9 protein-coding genes are annotated in these 14,047 nt (G+C 62.6%); 2 read left to right on the forward strand and 7 right to left on the reverse strand.

Features of this window, described 5'->3' with window-relative positions:
* Positions 1–182: 182 nt before the first annotated feature.
* The 7 genes from ACM6IP_RS17875 to leuC all read right to left on the reverse strand — a co-directional run bounded on the left by ACM6IP_RS17875 (position 183) and on the right by leuC (position 9,642).
* Positions 183–2,921, reverse strand: a complete 2,739-nt coding sequence (locus tag ACM6IP_RS17875; RefSeq protein ID WP_414861982.1) for a FimV/HubP family polar landmark protein — start codon at positions 2,919–2,921, stop codon at positions 183–185.
* A 196-nt stretch (positions 2,922–3,117) separates the two neighbouring features.
* The gene (locus ACM6IP_RS17880) at positions 3,118–4,128 is read right to left on the reverse strand and encodes an aspartate-semialdehyde dehydrogenase (RefSeq protein ID WP_159996879.1); all 1,011 of its coding nucleotides are present in this window, start codon (positions 4,126–4,128) and stop codon (positions 3,118–3,120) included.
* Between the two features lie 202 nt (positions 4,129–4,330).
* Positions 4,331–5,443 carry an aspartate-semialdehyde dehydrogenase gene (asd, locus tag ACM6IP_RS17885; protein WP_414861983.1) on the reverse strand — a complete coding sequence of 371 codons (1,113 nt, stop codon included), beginning with the start codon at positions 5,441–5,443 and terminating at the stop codon, positions 4,331–4,333.
* Between the two features lie 67 nt (positions 5,444–5,510).
* Positions 5,511–6,593 carry a 3-isopropylmalate dehydrogenase gene (gene leuB / locus ACM6IP_RS17890; RefSeq protein WP_095171324.1) on the reverse strand — a complete coding sequence of 361 codons (1,083 nt, stop codon included), beginning with the start codon at positions 6,591–6,593 and terminating at the stop codon, positions 5,511–5,513.
* Positions 6,594–6,646: 53 nt separating this feature from the next.
* Entirely contained in the window at positions 6,647–7,414 is a 768-nt protein-coding gene (locus ACM6IP_RS17895) for a class I SAM-dependent methyltransferase (RefSeq protein WP_414861984.1), read from the reverse strand.
* Between the two features lie 153 nt (positions 7,415–7,567).
* On the reverse strand, positions 7,568–8,212 hold the full coding sequence (gene leuD / locus ACM6IP_RS17900) for a 3-isopropylmalate dehydratase small subunit (RefSeq protein ID WP_095171328.1): 645 nt from the start codon (positions 8,210–8,212) through the stop codon (positions 7,568–7,570).
* Positions 8,213–8,223: 11 nt separating this feature from the next.
* The gene (gene leuC, locus ACM6IP_RS17905; RefSeq protein ID WP_159996883.1) at positions 8,224–9,642 is read right to left on the reverse strand and encodes a 3-isopropylmalate dehydratase large subunit; all 1,419 of its coding nucleotides are present in this window, start codon (positions 9,640–9,642) and stop codon (positions 8,224–8,226) included.
* A 147-nt stretch (positions 9,643–9,789) separates the two neighbouring features.
* On the opposite strand from leuC, the gene ACM6IP_RS17910 reads away from it, so the two are divergent.
* Positions 9,790–10,680, forward strand: a complete 891-nt coding sequence (locus ACM6IP_RS17910; RefSeq protein WP_095171332.1) for a LysR family transcriptional regulator — start codon at positions 9,790–9,792, stop codon at positions 10,678–10,680.
* Between the two features lie 68 nt (positions 10,681–10,748).
* A complete protein-coding gene (locus ACM6IP_RS17915; protein ID WP_414861985.1) occupies positions 10,749–14,039 on the forward strand; it encodes a PAS domain S-box protein in 3,291 nt (1,096 codons plus the stop codon).
* Positions 14,040–14,047 lie beyond the last annotated feature (8 nt).

Genomic DNA, 14,047 nt, shown 5'->3' on the forward strand with positions numbered 1-14,047 from the left:
GCGAGGTGCCGAGTGGTGGGGAAAGAGCGTTTTGCTTACTTTTGCGCTGTTCAAAAGTGAGCCGCCGTCAGGCGGAACCATAAGCCGCCCCGACCCCACCAACGGATATGCCCACAAAGCCAAGATCAAAAGATCGCAACCTTCAGCAGCTGCCAAAGGTTACCGATTCCAGAGGTCCAGCATCACACCAGACGAGCAAGCATCTCCTTGGCTTCGCCCTTCTGTCCGTCGTTGCCCTCGCTGAGGACCTCACCGAGAATATCCCGCGCGCCGTCCTTGTCGCCCATGTCGATGTAGGCCTGGGCCAGGTCCAGCTTGGTAGCGACTTCATCGGTGCCCGACAGGAAGTCGAACTCCGGTTCGTCGTTGTCCATCGCCAGCGCCGCGTCTTCGGCGGTGAAGCTCGGCTCGCCGATAGGCGGATGTTCGAGATCCTCGGCAAAACGGTCCAGTTCAGCGTGAACATCATCCAGGTCGGTGATGAAGTCATCCGATGTGGCGGGTGCATCCATCTCATCAGCCAGGGACAGGTCGAAATCCGCCGGCAACTCCAGGTCGTCAGGCGTCACTTCGGCTACCGCCGGCTCCTCGCTTACGGCCAGGTCCTGGGGCTCATCGTCCAGGCCCAGGACCGCGGCGTCCTCAGCCAGGACCGACTCCGGTACATCGCCAGCCAGGTCCAGGTCGAAATCCGCCAGGTCGGCCGGGCTTTGCGGCGCCTCAGCCGGCGACTCGAAACTCAGATCGTCGTCCAGCGGGAAGTCTTCCAGCTCGGCAACCGGTTCGGTCGCGACCACGGCCGGCGACACCGCCTCCAGTTCATCCAGACTGAGATCGAAGGCAGCATCGAGGTCGTCATCCAGCGCAACTTCTGCTGGCGCAACCGGTGCCGCAACCGGCTCCTCGGGCTGATCCAGGTCGAGATCAAAGGCGCTGTCGAAGTCATCTTCCAGCGCCGTCACTGCTGCAGCCGGCTCTACTTGCGGGGCGGCCTGTGGTGCGTCCAGATCGAGGTCGAAGGCACTGTCGAAATCATCGTCCAGCGCCGGTTCTTCAGCGCTCGGCGCAGGTTCTTGCGGCTCGTCCAGCAGCAGGTCCTTGACGTACTGCGCATCCAGCTCGGCCGCTACCGCCGCGGCAGCGATACCACCGACTGCAGCGACCGCCGCCATGGCCGGGAAGCGGCTCTTGAGCTCTTCGACTTGTGCAAAGTTCTTGCCATTGGCAACCAGCTGGCGCTCCTGCACCACGAACGCATCGCGATCGCCCTGCATGCCGTGGACTTCCATCAGCTTGAGGCGCAGCTCGCTGCGTTGTGGCTCTTGCTTGATGCCTTCCTCGAGCAGGCTGGCGGCCTGGTTCAGGCGCCCCTCATCGATATGGGCCTGGGCATGACCCAGCACGTCGTCCGCCCGCTCGCCGGCCGGCGCCACCAATGGCGCGGCAATCGGCGTGGTCATTACCACCGGGGTAACAACTGCCGCAACGACCGGCGCTGGCGTCGGCGCGGTGGCCAACTTGGCAGTCGGGGCCGGTTCTTCGAGGCCTTCGAAACTGCTCTCCGGCAGATCCAGGTCTTCGTTGAAATCCGATTCCTCGGCCAACGCACGCGCCATGCGCACATGCTTCTCGGCTTCCTGCTGCGCCTTGCGCCGGCGGGCCAGCAGCAACAGCAGCAACGCCAGGACAATCGCGCCACCCCCGATCAGCCCCATCAACAGCGGGCTGGTCAGCAGCTCGTTGTAGGTTTGCTCAGGTGTCGTCTTGACAGGTGTTTCGCCAGGGGCGGCAGTCGGTACAGCGTCAGTCACTGCAGGCGCAGTGGCCGGTACGGACTCAGCAGGCAGCGCCTCGGACGCAGCCGCCTCAGGCGTCGCGCCGCCTTCAGCCTGCAACTTGGCCAGTTGATTGTTCTTCAGTTCGATCAAGCGTTGCAGCTTGTCCATCTGGCTTTGCAGGTCGGCCACGCGGCTTTTCAGCTCGGCATTGTCGCGCCGGGTGGTGTCCAGGCTTTCCTGGGTCACCGCCAGTTTGTTACTGATGCCCTTGCTGTCGCCGACCGCGCCTTTACCGGTGTTTTTGCCCGACTCGGCCGAGACCAGGCTCAAGCTGTCGCGGGCCGCACCCTGCGCCGCGGCAGCATCAGGTGCACGACCGGTGGCATCCAGTTGCTGGGCCTGGGTCCGTGGCACATACCGACGGCCCTGGCGCCAGGCCTTGTTCTGCGCAGCCACTTCGGCAATGGCCTGGGTCTGCGGCAACTGGGTGATTTGCGTGGCATCCGGCAGGCGCAGGACCTGGCCGGCCTTCAAGCGGTTGATGTTGCCATCGATGAACGCATCGGGGTTCAACGCCTGGATTGCCAGCATGGTCTGCTGGATCGAACCGCCGTTGCGTGCCTTGGCGGCGATTTCCCAGAGGGTGTCGCGGGCCACGGTGGTGTGTTGTGCTGTCGCCCCGGTGACTGGCGCATTGATCGCCGGCGCGGCTTGCCCGGCAGCCTCGGCCGTTTGCGGCGAGAACTTGGACGGGTCGAGCAGCACGCTGTAGTCGCGCAGCAGGCGGCCGTTGGGCCACATCACCTGGACCAGGAACTTGACCATGGGTTCGGACAATGGCTGACTGGAGGTCACCCGCAGAATGCTCTTGCCATTGGCATTGAGCACCGGGGTAAAGGTCAGGTCATTGAGGAACGCCTGGCGATCCACGCCGGCCTTGGCGAAGTCATCGGCTGAGGCCAGGCTCGGCACCACTTCGGCCACCGTCAGGTCCTTGACATCGAGCAACTCGATCTCGGCCACCAACGGTTGGTTCAGGGTCGACTTCAGGGTCAGTTCCCCGAGCCCAAGGGCATGCGCCATACCGGAGGACAGCGCCGAGGCGGCCGCTATTGCTAACACCAGTTTGCGAACTTGAACCATAGCCTCATCCTTTGTTTGAACATTCCTCGGCCAGCGAGAAGGTGTTGTTTGTCGCTGCCACAAGGCATTGCGCACAGGCCTCGGATGAGGCTGTACGCGATTATTTCACTGACACGCCAGGGAGCCCCCGCAGGCGCTCCGCTTGCAAGCATAGCGCTCAGCTAGAATCATTCTGAAAATTGTTGCCAAGTATCTTTTACACAAGGGCTTTTATCAACAACTCGGCCACTTGCACCGCGTTGAGCGCTGCGCCTTTGCGCACGTTATCTGACGTCAGCCACAAATTAAGTTCCGTCGGGTCGTCGACCCCGCTGCGAACCCGACCGACGTAGACCACGTCCTGGCCAACCGCATCGCCGACTGGAGTCGGGTAATCGCCCGCCTCCACCAGCTCGACACCCTCGGCAACCTCCAGCGCAGCGTTCACCGCCGCCAGGTCAACCGGCTTGGCCGACGCCAGGGTCACGCTAAAGCTATCGCCAAAAAACACCGGGGCTTGAACGCAGGTTACGGAAATTTTCAATGCAGGCTGTCCGAGGACTGCACGCAGTTCGTGGACCAGGCGTTTTTCCAGCAGGGTGTGGCCTTGCGCATCCGGCGTGCCGACCTGTGCCAGCAGGTTGAATGCCATCTGCCGATCAAAAAAGCGCGGCTCCAATGGACGCACATTCAACAGCTCGGCGGTCTGCCGGGCCAACTCGGTCACCGCCTCGCGGCCCTGGGTGGACACAGCCAGGCTGGCGGTCAGGGTCACGCGCTGCACATCCAGCAGTTCGCGCAACGGCGCGAGCACCACTGCCAGGGTGGTGGCCGAGGCGCTCGGGCTGCTGACCTGGAACGGTTTTTTCAGGCTGGCCAGCACTTGGGCATTGGCCTCCGGCACCACCTGGGGCGCCTGCTCGGCCGGCAAGGCACCTGACAGATCGATCAGCGAGCAGCCGGCTGCCGTCGCACGCGGGGCAAAGCTCAAGGTGACCGCTGGGCCTGCGGCGAAGAACACCAGCTGGACTTTGCTGAAATCAAACTCATCGACCTCCCGCACCCGCACGTTCTTGCCACGAAACGGTACCGAATGCCCGGCCGATTCGCTGCTGGCGAGCAGGTGCAGGTTAGCGATCGGGAAGTCGCGTTCTTCGAGAATCTGGACGAGGGTTTCGCCGACAGTACCGGTGGCGCCGACAACGGCGATATCAAAGGACTGGCTCATGGTTCTACCTCAGGCGAAACGGGGGGAGCGGCACTTTACCGGGTGGGTGGCGCACAGGCAATTATGCAGTGTCTGTATCGACTCCATCGCGGGCAAGCCCGCTCCCACAGGGTTCAACGCATGCCCGCGATGACGGACTTTCGGTCGGCAAAAAAAACCCGCGCCTCTCGCAAGGCACGGGTTCTTTCACAACTTCAACCGATCAACGTTCCAGCAGGATCCGCAGCATGCGCCGCAGCGGTTCGGCCGCGCCCCACAGCAACTGGTCGCCGACGGTGAACGCGCCCAGGTACTGGGTGCCCATGTTGAGCTTGCGCAGACGGCCAACCGGTACATTCAGGGTGCCGGTGACCTTGGTCGGGCTCAGCTCCTGCATGCTGCTGTCGCGGTTGTTCGGCACCAGCTTGACCCATGGGTTGTGCTGGCTGATCAAGCCTTCGATATCGGCGATCGGCACGTCTTTGTTCAGCTTGATGGTCAGCGCCTGGCTGTGGCAGCGCATGGCGCCGATCCGCACGCAGATACCGTCCACCGGGATCGGGCTCTTGAAGCGACCAAGGATCTTGTTGGTCTCGGCCTGGGCCTTCCACTCTTCACGGCTCTGGCCGTTCGGCAGTTCCTTGTCGATCCACGGGATCAGGCTGCCGGCCAGTGGTACACCGAAGTTCTCGGTCGGATAGGCGTCGCTGCGCATGGCTTCGGCCACGCGGCGGTCGATGTCGAGGATGGCGCTGGCCGGGTTGGCCAGTTCATCGGCAACCGCGGCGTGGGTCGCGCCCATCTGCTTGATCAGCTCACGCATGTTCTGCGCGCCGGCACCGGAGGCCGCCTGGTAGGTCATGGCGCTCATCCACTCCACCAGACCGGCTTCGAACAGGCCACCCAGGCCCATCAGCATCAGGCTGACGGTGCAGTTGCCGCCGATGTAGTTCTTGGTGCCCGCATCCAGCTGCTGGTCGATGACCTTGCGGTTGACCGGGTCCAGCACGATGACCGCGTCATCCTGCATGCGCAGGCTGGAAGCGGCATCGATCCAGTAGCCCTGCCAACCGGCTTCACGCAGCTTGGGGAAGACTTCGCTGGTGTAGTCGCCACCCTGGCAGGTCAGAATCACGTCGAGGGTCTTGAGCTCTTCAATGCTGTAAGCATCTTTGAGCGGAGCAATATCCTTGCCCACGGACGGGCCTTGGCCACCGACATTGGAAGTGGTGAAAAACACTGGCTCAATGAGATCGAAATCCTGCTCTTCCCGCATCCGCTGCATGAGCACGGAACCGACCATACCGCGCCAACCGATCAGACCTACACGTTTCATCGCAACTACACCTTTTACAAAAAGTGGGCTCGCTTGCCGGCATCAGCAACAAGCGGGGCCCGAGAGATTACAGATTCCGCAGCGCCGCGACTACTGCGTCGCCCATTTCCTGCGTTCCGACTTTGGTGCAACCGGTCGACCAGATGTCGCCAGTGCGCAAGCCCTGGTCCAGGACCAGGCTGACCGCCTGCTCGATGGCAGCGGCCGCCGCTTGCTGGTTGAAGCTGTAGCGCAGCATCATCGACACCGACAAAATGGTCGCCAGCGGGTTGGCAATGCCAAGGCCTGCGATGTCCGGCGCCGAGCCGTGGCAAGGCTCGTACATGCCCTTGTTGTGGGTGTCCAGGGACGCCGACGGCAGCATGCCGATGGAGCCGGTAAGCATCGAGGCCTGGTCGGACAGGATGTCGCCGAACATGTTGTCGGTAACGATCACGTCGAACTGCTTGGGTGCACGCACCAGTTGCATGGCGGCGTTGTCGACGTACATGTGGCTCAGTTCGACCTCAGGGTAATCCTTGGCCACCTGCTCGACCACTTCACGCCACAGTTGGCTGGACGCCAGCACGTTGGCCTTGTCCACTGAACACAGCTTCTTGCCACGGACCATGGCCATGTCAAAACCGACACGGGCAATCCGGCGGATTTCGCTTTCGCTGTACGGCAGGGTGTCGTAGGACTGGCGCTCGCCGTTTTCCAGGGTGCGGGTGCCGCGTGGCGCGCCGAAGTAGATGCCGCCGGTCAGTTCGCGAACGATCAGGATGTCCAGGCCGGCAACGATTTCCGGCTTCAGGCTGGAAGCCTCGGCCAGTTGCGGGTAAAGGATCGCCGGACGCAGGTTACCGAACAGGCCCAGTTGCGCACGAATTTTCAGCAGGCCGCGCTCAGGGCGGATGTCACGCTCGATGGTGTCCCATTTCGGGCCGCCCACGGCGCCCAGCAGTACCGCGTCGGCCGCGCGCGCGCGCTCCAGGGTTTCGTCCGCCAGCGGTACGCCGTGCTTGTCGATGGCCGCGCCGCCGATCACGTCGTGGCTCAGTTCCAGGCCCAGGGCGAACTTGTCGCTGGCCAGCTCCAGCACCTTGACCGCTTCGGCCATGATTTCCGGACCAATACCGTCGCCTGGGAGAATCAGAATCTGCTTGCTCATGGGTTCCTCATGTCATCAGTCGGCGCGCCATACGAGGCACGCCCGGAAAAATTCTAGCGTTCGGCCATCAACACCAGCACGTCGGTGCTGAACGAACCGTCGGCTTCGATCTGGAAATACTCGCGCACTTCGCTACCCATTGCCTGCTGCAGCTCGCGGATCGCCCCGCGCATCACTTCAGGGGTGCGCATGCGCTCGACCCAGGAGCTGTATTCCAGGCGCAGCCGTTGACGGCTGGTGCTACGGGCAAACAACCCCGCCTCACTGACCTGGCGCAACCACTCGCCGGCGGAATAATCGCGCACATGGCTGGTGTCGCGCAGCACTTCGACGCTCTGCAGGTAAGTGTCGAACAACGGGCTACCCGGCGACAAGACATCAATGAACGCCGCCACCCCGCCCGGCTTCAAAACCCGCCGCACTTCGCGCAGGGCCAGGCCGAGATCGCTCCAATGGTGCGCCGAATACCGGCTGAAGACGAAGTCGAATTCAGCATCGGCGAACGGCAACCGCTCGGCGGCGCCCAGGACTGTCGATACGTTGCTCAAGCCACGCTCAACCGCAGCACCGGCGACCACATCGAGCATCTGCTGCGACAGGTCGTAGGCCACCACTTCCTTGACCAGCGCCGCCACATGAAAACTCACATGCCCGGCGCCGCAGCCCAGGTCCAGTACCCGCGCATCACCGCGCCCTGCCACTTCGCCCTGGAGCAGCGCGAACTCAGTGCCCTGGGCGTGCACGGCACTGCTCAGGTAGGCCGCAGCCTGTTCACCGAATTGCTTTTGTACGACTTGGGTGTGCTGGGTGGTGCTGGTCATGGGGACTTCCTTTTAGGCGGTTAGCCTTGTGGTGCCTGATCTGACCTGATCGCGGGCGAGCCCGCTCCCACAGGTTTTGTGACAGTGCAAATCACTGTGGGAGCGGGCTTGCCCGCGATCAGGGCGACACTACCTACCTGAATCTCGGTTCAATCACGCGTCACGAAACAACCACGGCTGGCTCGCCCGGTGCTTGGCCTCAAACGTGGCAATCGCCTCGTGGTCCTGCAAGGTCAGGCCGATGTCATCCAGGCCATTGAGCAGGCAGTGCTTGCGAAAGGCGTCGATCTCGAAGTTCAGCACCTTGCCGTCGGGACGGGTCACGGTCTGGGCCTGCAGGTCGACCTGTAACTGATAGCCCGGCGTGCTTTCCACCTGCTGGAACAGTTCGTCGACTTCAGCGTCGCTCAAGATGATCGGCAACAAGCCGTTCTTGAAGCTGTTGTTGAAGAAGATATCGGCGTAGCTCGGCGCGATGATGCTGCGAAAGCCGTACTCTTCCAGGGCCCACGGCGCATGCTCGCGGCTCGAGCCGCAACCGAAGTTCTCACGGGCCAGCAACACGCTGGCGCCCTGGTAACGTTCGGCGTTGAGCACGAAGTCCTTGTTCAGCGGACGCTTGGAGTTGTCCTGGTACGGCTGCCCGACATCGAGGTAGCGCCACTCGTCGAACAGGTTCGGACCAAAACCGGTGCGCTTGATCGACTTCAAGAATTGCTTGGGAATGATCTGGTCGGTGTCGACGTTGGCACGATCCAGAGGCGCGACAAGACCAGTGTGCTGGGTAAAAGCTTTCATGCTGCGCTCCTTCAGATCAATTCGCGGACGTCAATGAAACGGCCGTTGACAGCGGCCGCGGCGGCCATCGCCGGGCTTACCAGGTGAGTACGACCACCGGCGCCCTGACGGCCTTCGAAGTTACGGTTGGAGGTGGACGCACAATGCTCGCCACTTTCCAAACGGTCCGGGTTCATCGCCAGGCACATCGAGCAACCAGGCTCACGCCATTCGAAACCGGCCTCGAGGAAAATCTTGTCCAGGCCTTCCGATTCCGCCTGGGCCTTCACCAGCCCCGAACCCGGGACCACGATGGCTTGCTTGATGGTCGAGGCCACCTTGCGGCCCTTGGCGATCACGGCTGCCGCGCGCAAGTCTTCGATCCGCGAGTTGGTGCAGGAGCCAATGAACACGCGGTCCAGCTGAATGTCGGTGATCGCCTGGTTGGCGGTCAAACCCATGTACTTCAAGGCGCGGACGATGGAATCGCGTTTGACCAGGTCCATTTCCTTGGCCGGATCCGGCACGTTCTGATCAACCGCCAGTACCATCTCAGGCGAGGTGCCCCAGCTGACTTGTGGCTTGATCTGGGTCGCGTCGAGCTCAACGATGGTGTCGAACTTGGCATCGGCGTCCGACACCAGGTCTTTCCACGCTTCGACCGCCAAGTCCCATTCCGCGCCTTTCGGGGCGAAAGGACGGCCCTTGACGTACGCCACGGTTTTTTCGTCGGCGGCTACCAGGCCCACACGGGCACCGGCTTCGATGGACATGTTGCAGATGGTCATGCGGCCCTCAACGGACAGGTCACGAATCGCGCTACCGGCAAATTCGATCGCATGGCCATTACCGCCGGCGGTGCCGATCTTGCCGATCACGGCGAGCACGATGTCCTTGGCAGTCACGCCAAACGGCAAGGTGCCTTCGACGGACACCAGCATGTTCTTCATTTTCTTGGCGACCAGGCACTGGGTGGCGAGCACGTGCTCGACCTCGGAGGTGCCGATGCCGTGGGCCAGGGCACCAAAGGCACCGTGGGTCGAGGTATGGGAGTCGCCGCAGACCACGGTCATGCCCGGCAAGGTGGCGCCCTGCTCCGGGCCGATGACGTGGACGATGCCCTGGCGCACGTCGTTCATCTTGAATTCGACGATGCCGTATTCGTCACAGTTGTCGTCGAGGGTCTGAACCTGCAAACGCGAGACCTGGTCGACAATCGCCTCGATGCCGCCCTTGCGCTCCGGGGTGGTCGGTACGTTGTGGTCCGGGGTCGCGATGTTGGCATCGATGCGCCAAGGCTTGCGCCCGGCCAGACGCAGGCCTTCAAAGGCTTGCGGCGAGGTCACTTCGTGAATGATGTGACGATCGATATAGATCAGCGCCGAACCATCGTCGCGCTGCTTGACCAAATGCGAATCCCAGAGCTTGTCGTAGAGCGTTTTGCCGGCCATCAGACGTTTCCTCATCAGCTTGTTTCTATGCCCTGGGCCTTGAGCGACTCAATAACCCCTTGGCTTGTGAGGTCGATCCTATGGGGTTACATTAAATAACTCAAATTCATATTTTTTATGCTTTGGATAACCAACTGGAATACGAACATGGACCTGGCCAACCTCAATGCTTTTATTGCCATTGCCGAGACCGGCAGCTTCTCCGGGGCCGGTGAACGCCTGCACCTGACCCAGCCGGCCATCAGCAAACGCATCGCCGGCCTGGAGCAACAGCTCAAGGTGCGCCTGTTTGATCGCCTGGGTCGCGAAGTGGGCCTGACCGAAGCCGGGCGCGCCCTGCTGCCGCGGGCCTACCAGATCCTCAACGTGCTGGATGACACCCGCCGCGCCCTGACCAACCTGACCGGCGAGGTCACCGGCCGCCTGACCCTGGCCACCAGTCACCACATCGGCCTGCATCGCTTGCCCCCCTTATTAAGGGCGTTCACCCGCCAATACCCCGAGGTGGCGCTGGACATCCAGTTCCTCGACTCGGAAGTGGCCTATGAGGAAATTCTCCACGGCCGCGCCGAACTGGCAGTGATTACCCTGGCCCCGGAACCCCACACCCTGGTCAAGGCCACCCCGGTCTGGGACGACCCGCTGGATTTCGTGGTGGCCCCCGAGCATTCGCTGATCAGCAATGGCGCGGTCAGCCTGGCCGACATCGCCCTGCACCCGGCGGTCTTCCCCGGCGGCAACACCTTCACCCATCACATCGTCCAGCGCCTGTTCGAGGCCCAGGGACTGACGCCGAACATCGCCATGAGCACCAATTACCTGGAAACCATCAAGATGATGGTGTCTATCGGCCTGGCCTGGAGCGTCCTGCCGCGCACCATGCTCGACGACCAGGTGGCGCGCATCCCATTGCCGGGCATACAACTCACTCGCCAGCTAGGCTATATCGTGCACACCGAAAGGACGTTGTCGAATGCCGCGCGGGCCTTCATGGCTTTGCTGGACGCACAGATCGATTTGCCAGGGACTGATGGCTAACTTGTGCTACTCCTATAGAGCCGCAAAACCCGTGCCTAACGCCCCATTCAGCCCAAGGCCTGCTGCCAATGCCGAAATCTGTTGACCGCCCTCGTCCCCATACGCCATTGATGCCGCGTATCCAGGCGCTTGACCCCCACACTTCGGAGCAAAGTTGGGAAAGCGCTCCGCAGTTGCTGGCGGCGCTCAACGGCGCGCGCCTGGGTGCCTGGTATTGGGACATCGAGCGCGGGCTGATCAGTTGGTCGCGGGGCACCCAGGCATTGTTCGGCTTCGACCCCCGCAAACCCTTGCCGGCCGACCTTGAATACCTCGACCTGCTGCCCGCCGAGGACCGGCCCAAGACCTTGCGTGCGTTCAATGCGGTGATCGCCGGCGCGCCCCTGGAACAAGTGATGCACCACCGCATCCGCTGGCCGGATGGCAGCCTGCACTGGCTGGAAATCAGCGGTAGCCTGCTGCCGGACAAACAGGGCCGGCCACGGATGATCGGGGTGATCCGCGAGATCACCCATCAGCGCCAGCGCGAACAGGCCCTGAGCAGTTCGGAAAAACGCTTCGCCACGCTGTTTCACCTGTGCCCCAACATGGTCTTGCTGACCCGCCAGGAAGACGGCCTGATCACCGAGGCCAACCAGTATTTCGAGAGCCTGTTCGGCTGGCCGGTACAGGACGCCATTGGTCGTACCACTCTGGAACTGGGGTTGTGGGTGCACCCCGAGCAGCGGGCCAAGCTGGTCAAGGCGACCAAGGCCAAGGGCGAACTGGTAAGCATGGAAGTGCAGTTCCGTGCCAGCAATGGGCAGATCCATGACGGCATCCTCAGCGCGCAGAAGGTCGAACTCGAAGGCCAGCCCTACCTGCTGAGCACCTTTCTCGACACCACCGAACGCAAAATCGCCGAAGACGCGCTCAAGGACAGCCAGGAGCGCCTGGACCTGGCCCTGGATTCCGCCCAACTGGGCACCTGGGACTGGCACATCCCCAGCGGCATGCTCTATGGCTCGGCGCGGGCCGCCCAACTGCACGGGCTGGAACCCATCCCATTTCATGAATCCTTCGAGGAGTTTTTCGAAGGGGTTCCCGGCGAAGAGCGCGACAGCATGCGCGACGCCTACCGCAGCCTGCGTGAAGGTCCGGCCGGCAACTATCAACTGACTTACCGGGTGCAGTTGGCCGATGGCACCTCACGCTACCTGGAAAGCCGCGCGCGCCTGTATCGCGACGAAGACGGCCAGCCCTTGCGCATGGCCGGGACCTTGCTCGACATCACCGACCAGGTGGAGCGCGAGCAGCGCCTGGTGGCTTCCGAAGAGAAGTTCGCCACTCTGTTCCAGGTCAGCCCGGACCCGATCTGCGTGACCCGCCAGGACAGCGGCCAGTTCATCGAAATCAACAACAGCTTCACCCAGACCTTCGGTTGGACCGCCGCCGACGTGATCGGCCGCAGCGCCGACGACATCGGCCTGTGGGACGCCTCGGCGCAAAGCCTGCGGCGGATCGAACAGGTGATCCGCGAACAGGGCCTGAACAATGTGGCGATCATGGTCCAGCACAAGGACGGCCAGTCCCTGACCTGCGTGATTTCCAGCCGGCAGATCAGCGTCGGCGAACAACCGTGCATCGTCACCACCCTGCGCGACATAACCCAGCAACAGCGCTCGGAGGCCGCGCTCAAGGCCAGTGAGGAGAAATTCGCCAAGGCGTTTCACTCCAGCCCCGACGCCATCACCATCACTGAACGCGACACTGGGCGTTACCTGGAGGTCAACGACGGCTTCTGCCGCCTGACCGGCTACCGTGCCGAGGAAGTGGTCGGCAAAACCGTGTACCAGGTCGGAATCTGGGCCGAAGAAAAGCAGCGCTCGATGCTGCTGGCGGAGCTGCAACTCAAGGGGCGGGTGCACCACCTGGAAATGCTCGGGCGCAACAAGAGCGGGCAGTTGCTCACCGTCGAGGTTTCGGTGGAACCGATCACCCTCAATGAAACCGATTGCCTGCTACTGACCGCGCGGGACGTCAGCCTGCTGAAGAATGCCGAAGCGCAGATCCGTCACCTGGCCTACCACGACTCCCTGACCAACCTGCCCAACCGCGCCCTGCTGATGGACCGCCTGAGCCAGCAGATCGCCCTGCTCAAGCGCCACAACCTGCGTGGCGCGCTGCTGTTCCTCGACCTCGACCACTTCAAGCACATCAATGACTCCCTGGGCCACCCGGTGGGCGATACGGTGCTGAAGATCATCACCGCGCGCCTGGAAGCCAGCGTACGCATGGAAGACACCGTGGCCCGCCTGGGCGGTGACGAGTTCGTGGTCCTGCTCAGTGGCCTGGAAGGCTCGCGCAATGAAGTCAGCGATCAGGTCCGGGACCTGGCCGACACCCTGCGCGAGCTGCTGTCGGAGCCGATGTTCCTCGACGGCCACCGTCTGCAGGTCACGCCCAGTATCGGCGTGGCCTTGATTCCCGACCACGGCTCCACCCCGACCGACCTGCTCAAGCGCGCGGATATTGCCCTGTATCGGGCCAAGGATTCGGGGCGCAACACCACGCAGATGTACCACAACACCATGCAGAAGGCCGCCAGCGAGCGCTTGCGCATGGAAACCGACCTGCGCCTGGCCCTGTCACGGGGTGAGTTCCGGGTGCACTACCAACCCCAGGTCGATGCCCGCGGCGAGCGCATCGTCGGCGCCGAAGCGCTGGTGCGCTGGAACCACCCGCAATTGGGCGCCCAGTCGCCCAACGAGTTCATCAAGGTGCTGGAAGACAGCGGGCTGATCCTCGAAGTCGGCACCTGGATCCTCGATGAAGCCTGCCAGGCCTTCAAGCAGTTGATAGATGGGGGCAAGGTCGATCCGCTGAACTTCAGCCTGTGCGTGAACATCAGCCCGCGACAGTTCCGCCAGGCCGATTTCGTCGAGCGCATCGAGCGCAGCCTCAGCAGCCACGGCCTGCCCTGCTCGCTGCTGAAACTGGAAATCACCGAAGGCATCGTGATCCAGAACCTGGAGGACACCATCAGCAAAATGCGTCGCCTGAAAAAACTCGGCGTCAGCTTTGCCATGGACGACTTCGGCACCGGTTACTCATCGCTGACCTACCTCAAGCGCCTGCCGGTGGACACCTTGAAAATCGACCAGTCGTTCATCCGCGACGCCACCAGCGACCCCAACGACGCCGAAATCATCCGCGCCATCGTCGCCATGGCCCGCAGCCTGGGACTGGAAGTCATCGCCGAGGGCGTGGAAACCCCGGAACAGCTTGAGTTTTTGCAGGGCCTGGGCTGTCACTTGTACCAGGGCTACCTGCATAGCCGGCCGTTGCCGGTGGAGGAGTTTCAGTTGCTGTTGCAATAACCGGTGGC

The organism is Pseudomonas sp. IT-P176 (assembly GCF_949767245.1).
Lineage (GTDB): Bacteria > Pseudomonadota > Gammaproteobacteria > Pseudomonadales > Pseudomonadaceae > Aquipseudomonas.

Excerpts from the sequence above, each read along its gene's own strand:
- ACM6IP_RS17875 (WP_414861982.1), bottom strand. The coding sequence starts at position 2,921 with ATGGTTCAAGTTCGCAAACTGGTGTTAGCAATAGCGGCCGCCTCGGCG.
- ACM6IP_RS17880 (WP_159996879.1), bottom strand. The coding sequence starts at position 4,128 with ATGAGCCAGTCCTTTGATATCGCCGTTGTCGGCGCCACCGGTACTGTC.
- asd (WP_414861983.1), bottom strand. The coding sequence starts at position 5,443 with ATGAAACGTGTAGGTCTGATCGGTTGGCGCGGTATGGTCGGTTCCGTG.
- leuB (WP_095171324.1), bottom strand. The coding sequence starts at position 6,593 with ATGAGCAAGCAGATTCTGATTCTCCCAGGCGACGGTATTGGTCCGGAA.
- ACM6IP_RS17895 (WP_414861984.1), bottom strand. The coding sequence starts at position 7,414 with ATGACCAGCACCACCCAGCACACCCAAGTCGTACAAAAGCAATTCGGT.
- leuD (WP_095171328.1), bottom strand. The coding sequence starts at position 8,212 with ATGAAAGCTTTTACCCAGCACACTGGTCTTGTCGCGCCTCTGGATCGT.
- leuC (WP_159996883.1), bottom strand. The coding sequence starts at position 9,642 with ATGGCCGGCAAAACGCTCTACGACAAGCTCTGGGATTCGCATTTGGTC.
- ACM6IP_RS17910 (WP_095171332.1), top strand. The coding sequence starts at position 9,790 with ATGGACCTGGCCAACCTCAATGCTTTTATTGCCATTGCCGAGACCGGC.
- ACM6IP_RS17915 (WP_414861985.1), top strand. The coding sequence starts at position 10,749 with ATGCCGAAATCTGTTGACCGCCCTCGTCCCCATACGCCATTGATGCCG.